Origin of the sequence: Dyadobacter sp. CY326, from assembly GCF_021390515.1 — a bacterium.
Taxonomy (GTDB): Bacteria; Bacteroidota; Bacteroidia; order Cytophagales; family Spirosomataceae; genus Dyadobacter.
This window is the reverse complement of record NZ_JAJUXI010000003.1, coordinates 596,790-616,531: the sequence shown is the minus strand read 5'-3', so window position 1 is coordinate 616,531 and position 19,742 is coordinate 596,790. Positions and strand designations below refer to the sequence as shown.

Annotated in this window: 14 protein-coding genes; 7 read left to right on the top strand and 7 right to left on the bottom strand. The window is 47.1% G+C overall.

Features of this window, described 5'->3' with window-relative positions:
* Positions 1-43: 43 nt before the first annotated feature.
* Complete coding sequence (locus LZG73_RS06965) at positions 44-1,534, bottom strand: choice-of-anchor I family protein (protein ID WP_233847129.1); 1,491 nt, start codon at positions 1,532-1,534, stop codon at positions 44-46.
* 226 nt (positions 1,535-1,760) lie between these two features.
* On the opposite strand from LZG73_RS06965, the gene LZG73_RS06960 reads away from it, so the two are divergent.
* From LZG73_RS06960 to LZG73_RS06950, 3 genes are all read left to right on the top strand, one after another.
* Positions 1,761-4,166, top strand: coding sequence for a TonB-dependent receptor domain-containing protein (locus LZG73_RS06960; RefSeq protein WP_233847127.1), 2,406 nt, complete (start codon positions 1,761-1,763; stop codon positions 4,164-4,166).
* A gap of 168 nt (positions 4,167-4,334) precedes the next feature.
* Complete coding sequence (locus tag LZG73_RS06955) at positions 4,335-5,903, top strand: PAS domain S-box protein (protein ID WP_233847125.1); 1,569 nt, start codon at positions 4,335-4,337, stop codon at positions 5,901-5,903.
* Entirely contained in the window at positions 5,900-6,313 is a 414-nt protein-coding gene (locus LZG73_RS06950) for a response regulator (RefSeq protein ID WP_233847123.1), read from the top strand. Before LZG73_RS06955 ends, LZG73_RS06950 begins: the two co-directional genes overlap by 4 nt.
* 81 nt (positions 6,314-6,394) lie before the next feature.
* Here LZG73_RS06950 and LZG73_RS06945 read toward each other — a convergent pair whose 3' ends face one another.
* The 3 genes from LZG73_RS06945 to LZG73_RS06935 are packed head-to-tail and all read right to left on the bottom strand — an operon-like array spanning position 6,395 to position 10,820.
* Positions 6,395-7,462 carry an SDR family oxidoreductase gene (locus LZG73_RS06945; RefSeq protein WP_233847121.1) on the bottom strand — a complete coding sequence of 356 codons (1,068 nt, stop codon included), beginning with the start codon at positions 7,460-7,462 and terminating at the stop codon, positions 6,395-6,397.
* A gap of 59 nt (positions 7,463-7,521) precedes the next feature.
* A complete protein-coding gene (locus tag LZG73_RS06940) occupies positions 7,522-9,351 on the bottom strand; it encodes a sulfatase-like hydrolase/transferase (RefSeq protein WP_233847119.1) in 1,830 nt (609 codons plus the stop codon).
* A gap of 11 nt (positions 9,352-9,362) precedes the next feature.
* Positions 9,363-10,820: a sulfatase gene (locus LZG73_RS06935; protein WP_233847118.1), complete on the bottom strand. Its 1,458-nt coding sequence runs from the start codon at positions 10,818-10,820 to the stop codon at positions 9,363-9,365.
* Between the two features lie 178 nt (positions 10,821-10,998).
* Here LZG73_RS06935 and LZG73_RS06930 point away from each other — a divergent pair, with 178 nt between their 5' ends.
* The 3 genes from LZG73_RS06930 to LZG73_RS06920 are packed head-to-tail and all read left to right on the top strand — an operon-like array spanning position 10,999 to position 13,880.
* On the top strand, positions 10,999-11,775 hold the full coding sequence (locus LZG73_RS06930) for a hypothetical protein (protein ID WP_233847117.1): 777 nt from the start codon (positions 10,999-11,001) through the stop codon (positions 11,773-11,775).
* 43 nt (positions 11,776-11,818) lie between these two features.
* Positions 11,819-12,370 (top strand): RNA polymerase sigma factor, encoded by a 552-nt coding sequence (locus tag LZG73_RS06925; RefSeq protein WP_233847116.1) that lies wholly within the window; start codon positions 11,819-11,821, stop codon positions 12,368-12,370.
* Between the two features lie 4 nt (positions 12,371-12,374).
* On the top strand, positions 12,375-13,880 hold the full coding sequence (locus tag LZG73_RS06920; RefSeq protein ID WP_233847115.1) for a hypothetical protein: 1,506 nt from the start codon (positions 12,375-12,377) through the stop codon (positions 13,878-13,880).
* Here LZG73_RS06920 and LZG73_RS06915 read toward each other — a convergent pair.
* Entirely contained in the window at positions 13,861-14,994 is a 1,134-nt protein-coding gene (locus tag LZG73_RS06915) for a phytase (RefSeq protein WP_233847114.1), read from the bottom strand. The genes LZG73_RS06920 and LZG73_RS06915 overlap by 20 nt on opposite strands.
* 196 nt (positions 14,995-15,190) lie before the next feature.
* On the opposite strand from LZG73_RS06915, the gene LZG73_RS06910 reads away from it, so the two are divergent.
* Positions 15,191-16,669 (top strand): beta-lactamase family protein, encoded by a 1,479-nt coding sequence (locus LZG73_RS06910; protein WP_233847113.1) that lies wholly within the window; start codon positions 15,191-15,193, stop codon positions 16,667-16,669.
* On the opposite strand, the gene ppsA is transcribed toward LZG73_RS06910, so the two are convergent.
* Together ppsA and LZG73_RS06900 are read right to left on the bottom strand one after the other, a co-directional pair.
* Positions 16,584-19,271, bottom strand: coding sequence for a phosphoenolpyruvate synthase (gene ppsA, locus LZG73_RS06905; protein ID WP_233847112.1), 2,688 nt, complete (start codon positions 19,269-19,271; stop codon positions 16,584-16,586). The two genes, LZG73_RS06910 and ppsA, sit on opposite strands and share 86 nt — an antisense overlap.
* Positions 19,272-19,733 carry a MarR family winged helix-turn-helix transcriptional regulator gene (locus LZG73_RS06900; RefSeq protein ID WP_233847111.1) on the bottom strand — a complete coding sequence of 154 codons (462 nt, stop codon included), beginning with the start codon at positions 19,731-19,733 and terminating at the stop codon, positions 19,272-19,274.
* Positions 19,734-19,742: the final 9 nt, after the last annotated feature.

Sequence of the window (19,742 nt, the reverse complement as noted above, 5' to 3'; positions counted from 1 at the left end):
TGCTCACTGTGAGCAGCCTTCGTCTTTTTAGAAATCTTATTTTTTAATTCTGATAAAACTTCACAGTTCCATCGCCTTCATTACTAGTCACTAACAAGCCTTTGCCATTCGGACTTTTATCCGGTGCAACGAAAAGAACACCTTCCGGTGCGTCGCCTGTTTTAATGATTTGGAGAAAAGTTGGCGCCGTTGGATTGCTTACATCATAGACAGCAATCGCATCGACACGTTCAAGTGCGATGAAGGCAACAGGCTTATTGTTGATGATGCCAATTGTAACACCTTCTGGCTCAACGCCCTTGTCGTCGGAACGATCGTCATCATAAATCCCGGCTTTGATTGCTTCCGCTTCCAGCGAGCTTCCCGAATCAAACACCAGTTGCCCTGTAACAGCATTGAAAATGCTGAATCCACGGCCTCCGAAGCCGTAAAGCACATCGTAATCGCCATCATTGTCAACGTCGCCGCGCGTGCTTGTCACACGCAGACGTCCCAGATTTTCAGGTTTTTGAAGCGTAACAGCATCCGGAAAAGCAGTTGCATCAAGCACAAGTGTACTCACTCTTTTTTGTTCGTCAAATGCAGAATATTCGCGGGCGTCGCCTTCATTTGCCGTGATTAGATACGACGAACCGTTAGTAGAAAACGGCGCGATTGCATCCGGAAGATAGAACGATTTTACAGGCCAGGTTTTCAACTCCGTTTTGCTATCCTTGTCACTCGCATCCATTGCATTAGCCAGCTTGCTGATGTCCTTTGTACCAAGCGGGTGCAACTTCAAAATCGTCCCAGTTACCAAGTCCAGCTCAGCAATGCCGTTGTTTTCTTGCAGCGTGACAAATGCTTTTTTAGAGTCACTCGAAATGGCAACATATTCTGGTTCAATGTCTTGTGCAAAACTCGCACCCGGTCCGTAAACGCGGAAGCCGTCCACTGCCAACTGATTGTACGAAGCAGCAAAAGCAGCAAAATTGAGCGTTTTGACACTGTAATTATCCGTCACATCACTGATGGAAACAGAACCATCCGGGTCAACCGTGTAAGCCGCATTAGGCTCGCCTTCGTTTGCCGTTACAATGTATTTGCCATCCGGACTGAAAGTAACCATGTCCGGCAACGCACCCACTGTGATTTGTTTAATAGTGGCCAATGTGCTCGTGTTCAGCACAATAACGCTTCCGTTTGCCTGCTTGTTCGTTGCTTCCAGCGCAATCGCCAGTTTGCCTTCCGAAACCGCGACACTGTTTGCAACACCTCCCAGCGAGGAAATGTCAATGGATTGCAATTTGGTCACAGTCGGGAATGCAGAAAGATCCGTAACGTCCACTTTTGCAGAGGATTCATTGTTAACGGTAAATAGTCTGCGCGAAGCAGGGTCATAAGCCGAGATTTCAGAAGCAGCAGCTCCACCCAGGTCAATAGAGGCAACTTCTTTAAAAGAAACAGGCGTTTCCGGATTTTCCGGAAAATGGTCGGTGCAGCCATGCAGAGCCGCAGCCACCAGCATTAATGCAAGTAAATTTCTGTTTTTCATCTTTGCGTAGTAAGTGATAAAAAGCAAAAATAGCCAGCAGCGAAGTGGAAGGAGGAGGATGATGAAAACTTAACAATATGATAATCTAGGCTTTAACAGCCAGTATTCTCACTTTTTAGTTAAGGTTGTTCGTCTTTCAGCCTGGTAATGATGCAACATTATGTTGTGTCAGTCGTCTTTGCGTTACAATCGCCGTCCGGCGACGCATTCGAACAAAAGCCATGATATGAAAAAACCGTTATTAACCCTGATTGTGCTGGCGGCAAGCATTGGGCTCGCATTTTCCCAGCAATTTAAAGTCAAAGGCGTGCTTGCCGATTCAGCCACAAATAAGCCCGTCGAATTTGCCAATGTCGCATTGCTTCAAAACGGGAAAATCCTGGAAGGGACGACCACCGACGTCAACGGCGCCTTTGAATTCGGCAAAGTAAATCCCGGAAAATACAGCATTCAGGCTTCGCTGATCGGTTACAAAACGAGAGATTCAGACAAGTTCGAAGTGAAGTCCAAGGACATTGACCTGGGCAGCATCAGCGTCAGCGCGGCTGTCCGGAACCTGAACGAAGTGACAGTTTCAGAACAAAAATCGCTGTTCGAAGAGCGTTCGGATCGCATGGTTTACAATGCTGAGAAAGACATCAGCATTCGCGGCGGCGACGCGACCGATGTTTTGAAAAAAATCCCTTCGGTGGCGGTGGATATAGAGGGCAATGTGCAATTGCGCGGAAGTGCGAACATTAAGGTGCTCATTAACGGAAAACCTTCGGCAGTTGTGGCGCGGAGCGTTTCAGAAGCGCTGAAACAAATTCCCGCTGACATTATCAAGCAGGTTGAAGTAATCACGTCACCTTCTGCAAAATACGACGCGGAAGGCACGGCGGGAATCATCAACATTATCACCAAAAAGAATGCATTGAAAGGAACTAGCGGATCGGTGAGTCCCAACTTTGGACAATGGAACAACTGGCCCAATGCAAGCATTAACCACCGCAACAAAGGCCTCACGCTCACGGCGAACGGAGGTTTCAGTAATTGGCGGAACAAACGCGTAATGAACCAATTACGCACCATCACCGATGCCGACACATTAACTTTTCAAGATCAACAGCAGTGGGTGAAAGGAAACGGGAAAAACTTTTACGGGAGCATGAATGCGGACTGGGATGTTGATTCCTTAAACCGGATCGGCGCCGGCATCAACTATTACGACGGACGGAACACCAACGGATTTGACATTCAATTTGAGGAAAGTCGGCAGGGGATTGTAAGCGAATATTTCCGGCGGAACATGAGCCGAACTTATGATTGGTCGGGGGCAACGTTCAATCTGGACTACACGCGGCTTTTTAAAAAACCAAAAAAAGAACTGACCCTGCTCATGATGTACGCCTTCGAAGGTGAGGACAGTGATTATTGGGCTAATGTTCGAAATCGTGAAGAACAAATTTTCTACCGGGAAAAAAGCTACAACATTAATAACAACAAGGAAGGCACATTTCAGCTCGATTTCACAAATCCACTCGACAGCATTAGCACGCTCGAAACGGGGGCAAAGGCAATTTTCCGCCAGATTTTGAGCGATTACCGCATTGCCAGCGCTCTGGATGGCTCTACGAATTTTAATGATATGCCTGAACTTGCCAATGTGTTTGACTATAACCAGCAAGTTGCCGCTGCCTATGCGGTTTACAGTCGCACGCCGAAGAAGCATTGGGGCATCAACATTGGTGCGCGTTATGAGCATACATTTATCAAAGCCAATTTTCTCAATGGTACAAGGCCTTTTTCAAATGATTACGGAAATTTTATTCCGAGCGTGAGCCTTTCGCGCAGTCTGCCCAAAAATCAGCAGATCCGACTCAGTTATTCGCAGCGCATTCAGCGTCCACAATTTTACTATTTGAATCCGTATGTAAACCAGTCCGATTCCAAAAATCAATATGGCGGAAACCCTTATCTTAGCCCGGAGCTAACGCATTCTGCCGAAGCCAATTACAGTGTGTCCATTGGTCCGACAAGCATTAACGCAGCATTTTTTCTTAGAAAAACCAAGAATGCGATCGAAAGCATTAGCTCTGTGGACAGCAGCGGCGTTTTGACGCAGATTTTTCAAAATGTGGCCGAAAACGCAGCTTACGGCTTAAATCTGAGCGCAAACACCAAGATCATCAAGCAATGGACGGTCAACGGCTCGCTCAATGTGTTTTATAACGTGCTCGAAAGCGCCGAGTTGAAGACGCGCAATGCGGACTGGATGTATCGCATCAACCTGAATTCGACGGTTGATTTTGGAAAGGGTTACAAAGCGCAGCTGTTCGGATTTTACAATTCGCCGCGGGTGAATCTTCAAGGAAGAAACGGGGGCTTTGGTTTTTACAATATTGTATTTCAAAAAGAAGTGTTGAAGAAAAAGGGAACAATCGGCTTCGGTTATGACAATCCGTTTAACCGCACGATCAGCTGGCGCAACGATTTTACCGGCTCTAATTTTGTGCAGGTTCAGGATGTTGCAATGTATCGAAGAGGCTGGCGCATCAATCTGAAATATGAATTTGGTAAAATGAATGGAGCGCAACGTGAGAAAAAACGGATTACCAATGATGACAAAAAATCTGGCGATGGCAATAATTGACCCCAAATAGTTTGCGAAAGTGAGGAATGACGAACTAATTGAGTAATATACATGCTCGTTTACGAAATAGTTGAGTTTCTCATTACCTAACAAGATGTAGAGGCCTGCATGTGCTGAATGGTGACAATCGGTTGCTTGGATTCAGACATTGGTTCTACTGCAAACACTATGAATAACATTTTGAAGATTGTTCACCTGGACGATTCGGTGGGCGGTGTGATTACAGTGAAGCATGCACTAAACAAGAGCAAACTAAACACCGCTATTTGCGTCGCCGCCACCAAAGAGCAATTTGCGGCTGCTCTGGCGGATTTTTCTCCCGATATAATTCTTTCTGAATACGCGTTGCAGGGGCTCCATTGCTCTGACGCCATCGCATTGTTGCAGGAGAGCGGACTTCAAATTCCTTTCATCATTGTTTCCAACGCCATCTCGGATGAGATGGCGGAAGCGCTTCTTAGCATTGATGCCGATGATTATGTGTTAAAAGATCAGATCGGCCGCCTCCCTTTTACCATCACCAAAAGTCTCGAAAAATTCCAGATCAAGCGAGGCCAGCAGGATTTGCTGGGACAGCTGACCAATAGTGAAAAAAGATTTCGGACGCTGATCGAAAATAGCATTGACGCCGTGCTCGTCCTGAATGCGAAGGCCGAGCCCATGTATGTGTCGCCAGCCGTAAAGAATGTGCTTGGATATACGCCACAGGAAGTCATGGACATGAACATTTTCTCCATGGCCCATCCCGACGACATGGCCGAACTGCCCAAGGTGATGGAAAAAGTGATTGCTAACCCAGGCGTGCCGATCCAAGGACACACCGGAAGGATGCTGCACAAGGACGGCAGCTGGCGATGGATTGAAGCGATCGTCACAAACCTGCTCCACGAGCCCACAATTAACGGCATTGTGGATAATTTCAGGGACGTCACAGACAAGATAGTCAGCCAGGCAAAGGAAAAGGAAGCCGACGAAAGGGCGCTGAAAGCACTTGAAGAGAAAAACTATATTCTGGAAAGTATAGGAGAAGATCTCATCGCTTCCAACAAGCGGCTCGAACAGTTTTCCTACATCGTTTCCCACAACTTGCGCGCCCCGGTGGCGAACATTATCGGGCTCGGCGCGCTGCTGCGTGAGGACAGTTACCCGTGGCAGGTGAAACAGGAATTTCTCGACGGAATTGTAGAAAATGTAAAAAGACTGGACGATATTATTCTAGATCTGAATGCGATTTTACAGATAAAACGGGAGGTTAGCGAGAAACGGGAAGCCGTTGATATGCAGCAGCTTGTTAATGACATCCGGTCGAGCATTCAGCACATTGTCGACAAGGAAAAAGTGGCAATAGAAGCCGATTTCAGCGATATTAATGAGATTTATACATTAAAAAGTTACCTGCACAGCATTTTCTACAATCTCATTATGAACAGTATAAAATATCGTCAAAGAGATTTAAGCCCGGTTATCCGTATCAAAAGCGGACTTGCGAATGGTCAGGTAATCATATCCGTCGACGATAACGGCTTGGGGATTGACCTGGCCAAAAAAGGAACGCAGCTTTTTGGCTTATACAAGCGATTCCATCATCATGTGGAAGGGAAAGGCATGGGTTTGTTTATGGTCAAAACGCAGGTGGAAATGCTTGGCGGAAGGATCGCAGTGAACAGCACGGTGGACAAAGGCACTGCATTCCAAATTGAGCTAGGTGCGGATGCCTGTCAAATTCCAGCCTTATGAAAGTTCCTTCCCAATTTATTGTTGTGGATGATGATTCGGTCAATAACCTGGTCTGCCGATACACGATCGCAAGCTTTGCGCCCGCAGCAAGGATTCAGCTTTTTACAAATCCGGGAAAAGCGCTCGCATCGATTGAAACGGAGTTTGGCGACGAAGCTGAGGACTTGAACGCGACACTTTTTCTGGATATCAACATGCCGGAGATAAATGGCTGGGAGTTTTTGGATGCATTCAGCTTGTTCCCGGAAAAGCTTCGTGCACAGATCAATATCATCATTCTGTCATCTTCCATAGACCCGGAAGACCTGCGCAATGCTGAAAACCATCCGCTGGTTCGGGGCTATTATTCCAAACCGCTCAGCAAGGAAACTTTGCATCAAATTTATAACGTGAACAACGAAAGAGCCTGAAAACATTGGGCGCTCTTAGACCGATCATTTAAAAAAAAAACCGACCGTCGCTTATGCATTTAGCGACGGTCGGTCTGGCTTTTAGGGAATCAATTGTTCTGCACGGAGCTTTTGAAACAGGTTAAAGAAAGACTCGCGCGTATCCTGATAAACCGTGAAACCGAGCTTGCGGCTTTTGGCCATATCGGTCATCACTTCCAGCGGGCGGCCCAGGTCAAGATCGGTGTGCCAGGCTGAGGCGAGGCGATTAATGTCTGCTTCTTGCAAATGGTATTTGGCAGCCATTTCTTTCCAAAGCGGTCCATCATGCGCGATTTCCGTTTCAAGCGGATGAATGGTGCCGTCGAAACCGGCGGGCTCAACCTCAAACCACCCTGCAATTTGCTTCCATAACCAGCTCCAACGAAACACATCTCCGTTGGCAACGTTGAATGCCTCGTTATGCGCGGCCTCGGTTGTAGCAGCCCATATCATTTGCTCAGCCAGCACGAGCGCATCCGTAACATCCGACAAGCCATTCCATTGCGCAGCAGAGCCGGGAAACTGAAACGGCCGGCCCGTTTCCTTGCAAATGGAAGCGTAAACTGCCAGCGTGCTTCCCATATTCATCATGTTGCCAACCGCTTTGCCGATCACCGAATGCGGGCGATGAATGCTCCATGTAAAGCCGTCGCGCGCTGCGGCAGCATACACTTCGTCTTCCTGGGCATAATAGAAGTTTTCAAGATCAAGTCGTGGATGCTCCTCACGCACAGGCGTTTCGGGCAATGTGCCTGCCTTTGCATAAGCGTCGAATGGCCCCAGATAATGTTTCAGTCCGGTTACCAACGCAACATGCTGAACGGCGTTTTTAGCAGACAGGCTGGCAAGCAAGTTGCGGACCATGGCGCCGTTAACGCGTATATTTTCGGCTTCGGTTTCATTGCGCATCCAGCTTGTAAAAAATACATGCGTTGGCGCAATGTCACGCAGTTTCGCAGCCAGATCGTCCGGATCCATCAGATCGGCCGCAACCGGAACGAGGCCGGCAACATTTGTATTTGGATTTCGCGCCAGACCATAGGTTGTCCAGCCTTTTTCAATCAGTTTTTCAGCGAGATTACTTCCGGTAATTCCAGTCGCCCCAACCACCAATGCAATATTGTTCATCGTCTCAGTTTTTATAACTCTTACCCGGAGTCTGAGACAAAGATACCGCTTTGGTTTCCCTAATCTCCTGCCACTTCGAGAATCTTCTTTGCAGCGCGGACATCGTAATCCGTATCCTGCTGGTTTGTTTTCAAAAGTGCCCTGATATTTTCAAAGGCAGGCTTGGCTTTGGAGCCAATGGTTTCCAACACATTCAGTGCCTGCACACGCGCCATCTGGTTTTCACTTTTCAGAGCTTCGCTTAGTGCCAGCACCGATGCATTCGTTTCGCCAAATGCAAGCAATGCTTCCGCCGCGGCAATGCGAACTGTAACTTCGGGATCATTTAACAGCGTTTGTAATTTTGGCTTGGCAGCCGCCGCTTCATTTTTGAGAACGATCGTTCCAATTACTGCCCAGTAACGGACAACAGCATCATTGTCACTTAATCTTTCGATCAATTTAGGGAGCTGCGACTTGTCTCTTGAAGTGGCAATATCTGCTGTTTCAATGACTTTGTTCAATGCATACTTTCCGCTCTTTGCATAGTCGCGCAGGAGAGTGGTTGCAGCGATTTTGCTGAGCATTGCTTCGGGAATAAAACCCACATCCTGCGATGCAATGAGCCAGTCGTGGTTTGCTTTTCTGAGTTTGAGCAATGTGTCCTTGTATTTCGGATCAGCGGCAAGGTTGTGAATGTTATGCGGGTCATTCTCGATATCAAACAATTCCTCAGAAGGCTTTTCCTGCCAAAATTTCTTTTGATCATCATTTAACCTGCCAGCCTTAAACTCCGCTTCCCAGGACGGCATGGAAGGCGCTTTCCACAGATATTCAAGATGTTGCGCGTAAATTTTATGCGGCATGTAATTGCGGATGTATCTGAATTTCTTATCCCTAACCGTCCTGGACAGGTCTGTTCGCTCATCCATTCGGCCTCGGAAACCATACGCATACGCACGTTCAATTGCTTGCTTTTTGCCCAAAAATGCCTTGCCCTGCATGTAGGAAGGAATGTCAAGTCCTGCTATGCTTAACAGGCTCGGAGCGAAGTCAAGGAATGTGACAATGCGGTCCGTGACCGTGCCCGGGTTGCCAGGCGCGAGGGCTTTGAATTTTTCAGGAAAGCGAATGATCAGCGGCACGCGCAGCCCCGATTCGTAAACAAACCTTTTGCTTCTCCCTAAGATCCCGCCATTATCGCTGTAATAAAAAACAATTGTGTTTTCCGCTAAACCTTCGGCTTCCAATTCTTTCAAAAGCGCTCCCGCCTGCCGGTCCATTTCTTCCACTTTGTCATAATATTGCGCCCAATCGTGCTTCATTTCAGGCGTTTGCGGATGGTAAGGCGGAAGTTTAACCTTTTCTGGATCATGCTTTAATTGCGCCGCGGGAACAGATGTATGAATGCCACTTTCGTGCGAAACATTCAAATTATAAACCGCAAAGAACGGCTGACCTGCCTTCCGGTTTTTGTAAGTCGCCTTCCCGCTCGACTCGTCCCAGGCTTCAAGCTGGTCGGTTGTGTTATAGTCCTTTTTCGCATTGTTTGTCGTGTAATAACCCGCTTCACGCAGAAAACGCGGGAAAAATTTGACCTCATCGGGAACAGGATAAGTGCTGCGCATATGCTCGGTTCCCATCGAAGGCGGATAAGTGCCCGTAATGAGCGTGAAACGCGAGGGGGCGCACACGGGAGCAGTTGCAAATGCATTTTTATACAAAACACCCTGTTTGGCAAAGTTGTCAAGGTTCGGCGTCGTGGCAAATGTGTCGCCATAGCAACCCAGAAAAGGGCTGTTGTCTTCACTCACAATCCAGAGAATGTTGGGCTTATCCTGTTGTTGTGCACGGGTTTTTACACCAATCAAAAACAGCAATAAGATGAGTAAGAATCGATTTGTCATCATGTTAATGTGGATTAGAAGGGCCCTTTGGCATTGATATGATCTGCTTTTTTCGCGCTGCCGGGCATTTCACCGCGCTTGTCTTTTGCGGCTGTCGGCTCGCCGGTTTCACGGTCATACCAGTCGGGGGTAAGGTTTTCGGGCTCCGTGTCGCCGGTTTCATCCTGCCATTGTTTCAGGATTTTGCGCAGCTCAGTAATGGGCGCAGCGTAGGTTTTGTTTGCAATTTCGTTTCTCGATTGCAGCGGGTCTTTGAAGTTGTCAAAGAATTCTTCGGCTGGTCGCGGCGTGAGAAATGCGTCATTTTGCAGCAATGTCAATGTGCCCTTTTTCTTGGCCGATTTCAATGCCAGGGCGGAAGCACTTTGATTGGCATCGATCGGTCCGCCATTGTCCAGTTCTGTTCGTTTGTTGATCACATACAAAAAGTCCCTTGTGCGCACCGAGCGCTCATAAGCGGCGTAATCGTGCCAGTTGTGTTCAGCGAAGACATATTTTCTGAACGCCTTTTCGGGAGTTTTAAACAATTCTGCAAAACTTTGCCCCTGAACCGATTCAGCAGGTTTAACGCCCGCGAGTGCCAGCAATGTGGGTGCAATGTCGATGCTGCTGACCAGACTTTCTGTTACAAGTCCAGCCTTGATCCCTGCGGGCCATTTGACAATAAATGGCGTTTTTACGCCCGCATCGTACAATCTGGTTTTGCTTCCCGGAAAAGCCCGGCCGTTGTCGGCGGTGAAAATGATCAATGTGTTTTCAGCGATGCCCTGGCGTTGCAGTTCCTTTTCCAGTTCACCCACATAATGATCCAGGCGGGAAATTTCATTGTAATAAAATGACAGATCTTGCCTCGTTTCCTTCGTGTCCACCAGCGTCGGCGGGACAGTAATTTCAATTTCGGGATCGTGCTGCGGGCCTTCTGTATTGGTTGACCACGGTCTATGTGCGTCATAAGGAGCCAGCCAAAAGAAAAAAGGTTTGTCTTTCGGCCTGAAATTGAGCAGATTAACCCATTGCAGCTCACCACCTTCGCCATTCGCATCTTTGTCGACCAGCAACGTGTCATAAGCCCGTTTCGTGGCCAGACCTTCATGCCATTTTCCAACCAAAGCAGCATAATAACCTTTTTGTCGCAGCTGCTCGGGGAAGAATGTGAGGTGCTGGGGCAGGGGAGCGTGCAGCTCTGCCGCGCCCGTGTTATGCGGATATCGGCCGGTTAAGATGCTGGTCCGGCTGGGGCTGCATGAACTGGCCGTCAGATACATGTTGTTGAATTTGAGCCCATTGCGCGCCAGCTTGTCGAGATTCGGCGTTTTGATCTTGTTGTTGCCATAAGCGCCAATGTCGTCCCAGCTGATATCGTCGCCGATGATGAAAATAATGTTAGGCGCACGCTGCGCATTTGTGCTCCCCAATCCACCGGCAAGGAAAGTTGAGATTAGAATGACGAGTCGGAAGTAAATCTTAGTCAATGATATTCTACTTAATTGATAGACAAAGTAAAATTACTGGAAATTAATTAACAAATTCGATCATGGTGAAGCCGAATAATTTATTTGCATCGTCACCCAACCTTCTCCGTGGAGATTGCAGTTTATTTTATTGACAGGATTCACCTGCCATTCATTATTAAACTCAAATCTTTTAGCCATGAAAAGAGAAATCGTTGCGTTGCTCATTGCATTGTTTTTCGTGCAGCTTGTTGCTTGCGAGCGAAGTGAAATTGAAAGCGAAGCACCCACACCCTCCAAAGTCCGCGCCAGTGCTGATAGCGCCGATAACGGGAATTCGCGCATCGAAACCGCCAAAACGACGGGCATTAAACAGAAAGAGCCCACGCAATTCACGCTCGTTGATGGAAAAAGTCCTTATGTAAAGTGGCGCGTCGTTCCTCAACAAGTTGTCGAAAATCAGGGAGTAAAAAGCATTATTTATTTCCAAGAGGCGGGCAAATATCGCGTTTTCGCTATCGACAGCATCGGGACGGACACGGCTTTCATTGATGTGGAAGTCACGAACGAAATCTACACCCGGCCCGATTATTCCCAAAAAATTCAGGACAACGACGAGCTCATCGTTACGCCCCGCACATTCCCCGACTCAGCGAATTATCTGGATTTGCAGATTACGACGAAAAATGCATATAACTGCCAAGAAAATGTACTGCATCTCGTTAGAACACACACGGGCAGTTTGTACATGTGTGAAGTTGCTGGCGTCGATGTTCTCTGGGACTGCACACCCGGTGAAAAACAGTCAAAAGCGACATTTGTAGTAGATTATAACGTGAATGATGGTGCGACTGGCGACATCAGCATCACCTTTAAAGGCAAAATTTTCAAAGGCACATTTAAACGAAACGGGCGGGGTTACACCTTCGAGTGGCCTTATGATAATGGCATAACATTCACAACGAAATCCATTTAGAAACGCCAGCTTCATGCAATGAGCCATTTAGAATCGCCGGTTTGTGATCAATATTCATTTGGATAACCTTGAAACCATATTGGCCGGGTGTCGGCGCAGGGACCGCCAGAGTCAGGAAAAGCTCTACAGGCGATTTTACCCTGCGCTGTTCGCCTTATGCAGGAATTTTTTTGAGGAAAAACACGATGTGCTCACCGCGCTCAACAACGGAATGTTAAAGGTGTTTCAGCATATCGACCAGTATGATCCGGAGAAGGGTGAGTTTTTCAATTGGATGTACACAACCGTTAGAAATGCGGCACTCACATTGCTGCGCGACCGCAAAATGCAAGCCTTTGATTATGTTGAAATTGATGAACAAATGGGCTTTGAGTCTGCGGAAAACCCGCTGGATGCATTGAATGCGAGCGATATACAAATTTATCTGGCGCAGTTGCCCGTTGCGACGAGAAGGATATGCGGATTGTTTTATTTGGATGGGTTTTCGGTCAAAGAAATTGCTGAGGCGCTCGAAATCAGCGACGGCACGGTCAAGTGGCATTTGAGTGAAAGCCGGACCAGATTAAGATCTATTTTTAAAAAGTCACTTCGTTAATGCTGTGAAAAAGAAGAACGAAAATATCGACAAATATCGCCACGACCGGCTGCCGGAACCCGAGATCCCGGCTGACGACGCATGGGCTCAAATGGATGGGATTTTGAGTGCCGTTCCAACACCGGTCCATGATGCTGGCGTGGTTGCGAAATTGTTGAAAATCAAATGGGCCTTACTTTCTGCAAGCGCAGTAACAATCGTTTCTGCAATTATTTTGATCAAAACGACGCAGGTTTTGCCGAACGAAAAAGCAGCAAATTCAAGAAACGATACGAGTGCCGTTATTACTGAAAATGAAGTTGCAATTGATCAACCAAAAGATTTTGCAAAGCCAACCGAAACGGAAAAAGACGCGACGATCCAGCTCGAAGCGGCTGCTAAGCCCGAATCCAACCTGGATTCTCAACCGGAGATTGCGCGGAATGGAAGTGTAACAGTGAAGTCACCATTAAGGAAAGAATTTGCAAAACCTGAATCAGTTAATCAGCCAAGGAAATCGATTGTCTCGCCCCGAAAATCATCTGGTGAAAGCGCGCGGACTCTTGATAATCAGCGAAATCCGAACTTAGTTTCAAACGAGGAAGGGCGCTTCACCGGCTTCAATGCGGATAAGTCAGGAAACGAGCGTGGGCGGAATGTTAAGGAATCAAATGGCACTGCATTGATTGATTATGCAGATCATGCAGCCAATCTGAAATCGTCAATCCCTGACGCCGCAAGGGCGACTTTTGAAAAAAAACCGACACCTGAAAGCCGCAATGTAGCATTGCGCTTGCTCCGGCCAAAGTCTCAAATTGTAAACGCTTACGAACGCTTAACATTCACAATCAAAATACAAGCGCCTGAACTTCATGCTAAATTGGCCGCTGTTAAAATGAAAAGCGGGCGCATTCAATTTGGCCCGGAATGGGGAATGACGAGTCCGCTGGCGAAGACGAATTATTTGTTTGCAGGCCGGGATAGCGTCAACAAACCTGCATTGCTGCTTATCCCAGGCATTTTTGTTTCCAAAAGCTGGCAGCAGCACGTGGTTTCATTTACTTTTTCTCCTTATCAATCCTACTTTGGCAATGGAAAAATCGTGGTTCATGCTTTGGACTCGATCACGGCCAATGACTCTTTAAAAACCCATAACAACAAGCGCCTGATGAAAGCCTCAGGCATGAATTTCAGTCTTTATTATCACTTCCAGGCAAGCAAGATTTTCGCCTTGGGCGCGGGCGCATCATACAGTATTTTTTCTAATGCATTGGTCAGGAACGAGATACAAAACTATGAAGGGAGAATTCTTCCCGGAGCACTTTCCACTTTGACCAAAAAATCCGGATTAGCAGAAAATATAAATCCCCGCCTTTTTGCATTGAAGGCAGGGATCGTTTTTACGCCCGGTCGTTTTCAGGTTGGACTGAATGTCGTTGCTCCGGTCACAAGTGTTTCACGAGACGTTGAATTTCCATTGAAATCGCTGAATGGGCAGCTTTTTTTAAGGTTCAATTGCTTTTCCCGATGATATCTTCCCATTTGTAATAATGAAAAACCTTGCCCTCGGACATCACCACAAAAAGTCCTTTGGGGAATTGAGCGGATAAGGCAACATTAGTCACATCCGAGCCGTCGCTCTGATCAGCCGCGACCTTGACGATTTTGACCAGCTCATGCGCGTGTGGATCGGCTTGCGAGCCTTCTCTTTTAAAAATGTGAAATTTGTCAGCGCCTTGGTCTGAAACGAGGATATAGCCCGTGTTAGGGCCGGTTTTATAAATAGAAATTCCTTCGTTATCTTCCGTAAAGCCCTTGTTTGGAATCAATGTCAGTTCCGTGTCGCTGCTGTCCGGATCTGCATAATATTTGCGGATGCCCACCTGTTCATCGGAATAATAAACGTAGCCCATTTCATTGTCGACCGCAATGGACTCGATCTCTTTTTTGCCGCTGTATTCACCGAATTTGCGAACGAGTTCCGCCTTAACATTGCCTTTTCCATCGTCTGCGAGTCTGTATTGCCATAAATAACCTGCTGCCGGACCAGTTTTTCGGCCCACGATTGCGAAAATCGCTTTGTCGGACGGACGCGTGTAAAGCGCAATGCCCATGGGTGCCTGCGCCGAATCACCTTTGAAAACTTCCATGCCGCCCGCGTCCACCACTTTCATATCAGGCAAGCTAAAAATCCGGATTTTGTTTGCCTCTCTTTCGGTCACCACAGCAATGTCCGTGGCCTTGCCCGACAGCATTAAACCGTAAGCAATGTCCACATTGTTGGGCCGTTTCAACTTGATAAACTTGTCTCGCTGAATTTTTCCTGCCAGGTCAAACACATACAAGCCACCGTCAGCATCTTTATCGGTGCCTATAATGAGGCTTTTTGACGGGTCTTGCGGATTAATCCAAATCGCAGGATCATCCGTATCATGCACAACCGAATCTGTAACGATAACCGGCCGAACAACCGCCGAATCCGTAGATGTAGAATCCGTCACGCCAACGACAGATTGATTTGAAGACTGATTATTACAGCTCAAAAGGCCAATTAAGGCAAACAGGAAAAGGGCAAAATGCGGACGCATCAACAAAAATTTCTTGGTTAAACAAATCGTGGAGCTTCGTAATGTTTTCGTCATCATACTATTTTTATCAATCCGCAAAAGTCCAAGAACAATGTTACTCCCGAGTCAGGGGAGTGTTATGATATTGTTATGGAATGCTGGTCGTCTTGGCCGAAGTATTTAAGTAAGACTGGGATTAGGACGAAAGTTACTGCCGGTTTATAAAAATCCATATTTTTGGCTTATTGAGGAAACCCGTTCACACCGATCTGATATGAGATTGAGCAACTTGTTACAAGCCAGCATTTTATTGCAATTCTTTACGATCCAGGTTGTATTCGGACAAGATACAAAAGTCAATCTTTCCGCATTATTTGACACCTTGCATGCACGCCGGAATTTCGACGGTTGCGTGTTGATTGCCAGGAAAGGGGAAGTTATGTTTGAAAAGGCTTATGGCTTGGCTGACGAGGCAAGTGCTCGGCCCATTAATACGAAAACGCTTTTCGAACTGGCTTCTGTCTCCAAGCAATTCACGGCAATGGCCGTAATGCAGTTGAAGGCAAAGGGATTACTCGCTTATTCTGATTCTATCCAAAAGTTTTTGCCCGGATTGCCATATAAAGGCGTCACCATTCGCGACTTGTTGGTTCACACCGCGGGCATTCCTGATTTCCTCGGTTGGGATGAGGCGGATCTGGATGTTTCGAGGGTCAATACAAATGAAGACATTTTGAAAGAGCTTCCTGCGAAATATCCATCTGTTGCCTTTCCAGCGGGCACTCGCTATGCCTATTCCAATACAAATTATCTGCTGCTTGCGTGTATTGTAGAAAAATTGTCAGGCATTCCAATTGCAGAATATCTCGACAGAAATGTTTTCCAACCGGCAGGAATGCTGGATACAAAGGCCTATTCCAGAAGGTCTGCGTCCACAAAACTCGCAAATTATGCGAACAGCTATTTTTGGGATCCAGCCGCGCAATGTTATGTGCATATGGATAGCGTGGCCAGTTATGCATTGCATATGGATGGCATTGTAGGGCCATATGGCATTAGCAGCAATGTGGGAGATTTGTTTCGATGGGATCAGGCGCTTTATACGGAAAAGCTGCTGAGCCGGGCCGAACTTAGGGAAGCTTTTCAACCAAGTTTATTAAAAAATGGAAGAGATTTAGTAAAAACGCCATCTGGCATGATCTCTGGTTTTGGCTGGGAAATTATCCCTGATCCCGATTCCGGATCACTGGAAATGTTTCACTCGGGTGGTTATGGTGGCTACGCTAATCTGATCGTGAGAAATACGGGCAAAAAGGAAACGGTTATTTTGCTAAGCAATCACAAAGCAATGGTGGATGTTTACGCTATTATGACCGCCATTGATGACATCCTAAACAATGCCCCCGTTGCCATTCCCGACCGGGTTATAAATCCTAAATCGGTTCCAACCAAGGCGGCACAGCTCGCGACCTTCGCTGGAAATTACGCACCGACTGTTGCGCCCGGGTTTAAATTCAGGATCAGAATAAAAGGCAACCGACTTTATGCAAAAGCGCAAGATGGGATTGAGTCGCCCATTTATGCGGCCTCGGCTGACACATTTTTCTTTGCAGACGCAGATGCCAAAATCAGGTTCAGTAAGGACAATAATGGCAAGGTCGAAAAGCTCATTTTGATTCAAGATGGTCAAGAAACACCGATGCTCCGGATTGATCCTGTTCCAGCAATTCCACATAACCTTCCGTCCCATTAACTGTTATCCACTGACCGTCTTGGATGCGTTTGGTTGCGTTTTCTACGCCTACGACGGCTGCGAGGCCGTATTCCCGGGCAATTACGGCTCCGTGTGTCATGAGGCCGCCGACTTCTGTGACCAGGCCTTTGATGGAAACAAACAAGGGTGTCCAGCTTGGATCGGTGAATGCGGTCACGAGAATATCACCTTCTTCGAGCTCGGCATCTTCCATATTCAGGATCACCCGCGCCCGTCCCGAAACGATTCCGGAGGAAACGGCCAGACCTGCAATGGCTGTCGGCGGCAAATCTTTGTGCTGATATGAACCTGTAATGATCTCACCCTCAGAAGTGATGACACGCGGCGGCGTCAGCTTTTCGTAATGCTTGAATGCTGCTTTGCGTTCGTTAATCAATGTGTAATCTGCTTTATTACTGCGGACGACTTCGCCAAGCTCTGTCAGCGACAGAGAATAAATGTCTTCTTTTTCCTCAATCACATTGGCATTTACAAGTCGCTCAGCTTCTTCGAGTAACGCCTTTTTGTAAACGTAAAGCCGGTTCACCATGCCATATTTCGGATATTCGCGATAGCCAGCGAGATTGCGAATGACGTTTATCATTTGTTTTGTCTCTGCTATTTTTAACTCACCGTCAGGCAATTGCTTCAACCGGCTAAGCAAATCTTGCTCTTTTTGAAATGCCTCCGTTTTGCCTTGCTCAAATTTCTGCAGGCTTGCATTCGGCTCAAAGTTTTTAATGTGATTGAGGATAATCGGAATGAGTGTGGCGGGTTTTTCGATCCAGCGCGTTCTGGTAATATCAATTTCCCCGGTGCACCGCATGCCATATTTGTCAAGAAAAGACTGGATCGCATTGTATGCTTCCTTTCCACCGTTGACATTTGTCAAATTTTCTAAAAACGCATCTTCCTTAACCTGCTGCAAATGTGCAACCACATCCGGATAGGGGCGGATCACGTCTGCAACGTCCAAAAGTGCCAGACCCATTTCGGACGTGACATTATTGGGCACGGATTGCGAAAGCGTGTCTGCCGCATTCTTTTCCCCTAACCATTCATTCATTTTTTCATTGATCCAAGCCGCAGCATCAAATGCAGCGGTTAACGCACGGAACATTCGCGGATCAAACAAAATCTTTTTGAATTCAGGCAGATCTGCCACGATGAAGTCGATCAATGCGGGGCCGGATTTTATTTCAATCTGCTGTTTTACGACTTGGAGCGTCGTTTCGCTGAGTTTGATCAGGTCAGCGACGACTGTAAAATCTGTTACAACAGCGGTTTTGGAAGCCGGGGAGGCCATGTTTTGGACATTAACCGGGGCGTCGGTCTCTGATAATTTTATAAAATTTTCCCGCGATAAAATGGTCGTAAGTGCGTCTCTTACAAGCGGATCAGATTTGCCGAGCGTGTTGAAAAGGCTGTCTCTGCCGTCAGTCGAGGCCAGCATGGACGTTACGTCCACAAACAACCTTCCTGCCGCGATCCGCATGGAAATGCTGTTTAGTAAAAGCCAAAAAGACAAGCCCAGCGGCTTCATGGCGTCGGTCATCATTTGCTGGTGGCCAACGGAAACATAAACGCGCGGGATTATCTCGGTGTCCTGTGCATTGTTTTCATTCGGAATGGGAAACAGGGTGGTGATGGGTCGGCTCTGGACAACGTGAAACGCGCCTTTAACCAAACACCATTCAATATCCTGAGGCTGACCAAAATGCGACTCGATTTTTCGTCCTGTTTGCGCCAGCGCTAAAATCTGTGCATCCGTTAATGTCTGTGCATTTTGAAGCTCCGGTGCAATGTCGAATTCCTTAGTTCCGCCTTCTTTCAACGCTTGAATGGCCAGTTTTTTAGTCGATATTTTCTTTTCAACGATGTTGCCGTCACGCACTTTGTAATGATCCGCATTGACAATCCCGGACACCAACGCCTCGCCCAATCCGAAACTGGCATCAATGGACGAAATTTTCCTATGACCACTGACAGGATCAGCAGTAAATAAAATGCCCGCCGCTTCCGGAAAGACCATCTTTTGAACAACGACCGCAAGCTGGACATCGCGATGCCCATAGCCATTTTGAATGCGATAACTCACAGCCCGATCTGTAAAAAGCGAGGCCCAGCATTTGCTTATATGCGGCATAATCGACTGTAAACCAATGACATTCAAATAAGATTCCTGCTGTCCGGCAAATGAAGCCGCAGGCAAATCCTCCGCTGTGGCGCTCGATCGAATCGCATATGCATGGTCTTCGCCCAGTTTTGCAAGCTGACTTCTGACCTCATTTTCAATGGCAAGCGGGATCGCCGTATTTTCAATGATTTGCCTGATTTTTGCACTGATTGATGCGATTTCTTGCCGGTTATCAGCCCTTAACCCGCCTAAATTGTCAAGAAGCAGATCAAATGTTTTATTATTCGCAATGATCTCATTATAAGCATTCGTCGTAATGCAAAACCCCTCAGGCACCCGAATTCCCTCGATCAAGGACAACGCTCCAAGATTAGTGCCTTTGCCGCCGACCGCAGCGATTTTGTCTTTCTTAATGTCTTGAAAAACAACCGTGTATGAAACCAGATCTGTCATTTGTTTTCCCATTTAAGATTTCTTGCTGTTGAGCTGCACTGTCGTTTCATTCATTATTCCAATGGCTTTTTGGAAGTAAGCTTCAATAACCGCGCATTCTGATTCCGAAAATGTGGCAGTCAACTGCTCCGATTTTTCCCTGAAATCTGCATAAAGCGGCGTTAGCAGTGCCATGATTTTGTCAATGTCCGGTTCAATGATCACCTTCCGTCTGTCGTTTTCCGCAAAGCGCCTTTTTACCAGATCTTTCTTTTCAAATCTGTCGATCAGCCCGGTTACTGCGCCGGTGGTCAAGCCCGTCAATGTCGCGAGTTCTCCCGCGGTCATTTGACCTTTCTCGATCAGAAATCCCAAATATTTGTGGTCGGTGCCTGTAAGTCCGGCCCGGCGGCCAACCGCTTCATGCATTTGAATCGAAGTGTAAGCATATTGCTGGCTCAGCTTCCTGATTCGTTTGATCAACTCATCACTCATTTTATCTTA

Coding starts and splice junctions, on each gene's coding strand:
- LZG73_RS06950 (WP_233847123.1), top strand. CDS start 5,900: ATGAAAGTTCCTTCCCAATTTATTGTTGTGGATGATGATTCGGTCAAT.
- LZG73_RS06945 (WP_233847121.1), bottom strand. CDS start 7,462: ATGAACAATATTGCATTGGTGGTTGGGGCGACTGGAATTACCGGAAGT.
- LZG73_RS06955 (WP_233847125.1), top strand. CDS start 4,335: ATGAATAACATTTTGAAGATTGTTCACCTGGACGATTCGGTGGGCGGT.
- LZG73_RS06900 (WP_233847111.1), bottom strand. CDS start 19,733: ATGAGTGATGAGTTGATCAAACGAATCAGGAAGCTGAGCCAGCAATAT.
- LZG73_RS06915 (WP_233847114.1), bottom strand. CDS start 14,994: ATGATGACGAAAACATTACGAAGCTCCACGATTTGTTTAACCAAGAAA.
- LZG73_RS06940 (WP_233847119.1), bottom strand. CDS start 9,351: ATGATGACAAATCGATTCTTACTCATCTTATTGCTGTTTTTGATTGGT.
- LZG73_RS06910 (WP_233847113.1), top strand. CDS start 15,191: ATGAGATTGAGCAACTTGTTACAAGCCAGCATTTTATTGCAATTCTTT.
- LZG73_RS06960 (WP_233847127.1), top strand. CDS start 1,761: ATGAAAAAACCGTTATTAACCCTGATTGTGCTGGCGGCAAGCATTGGG.
- ppsA (WP_233847112.1), bottom strand. CDS start 19,271: ATGGGAAAACAAATGACAGATCTGGTTTCATACACGGTTGTTTTTCAA.
- LZG73_RS06930 (WP_233847117.1), top strand. CDS start 10,999: ATGAAAAGAGAAATCGTTGCGTTGCTCATTGCATTGTTTTTCGTGCAG.
- LZG73_RS06965 (WP_233847129.1), bottom strand. CDS start 1,534: ATGAAAAACAGAAATTTACTTGCATTAATGCTGGTGGCTGCGGCTCTG.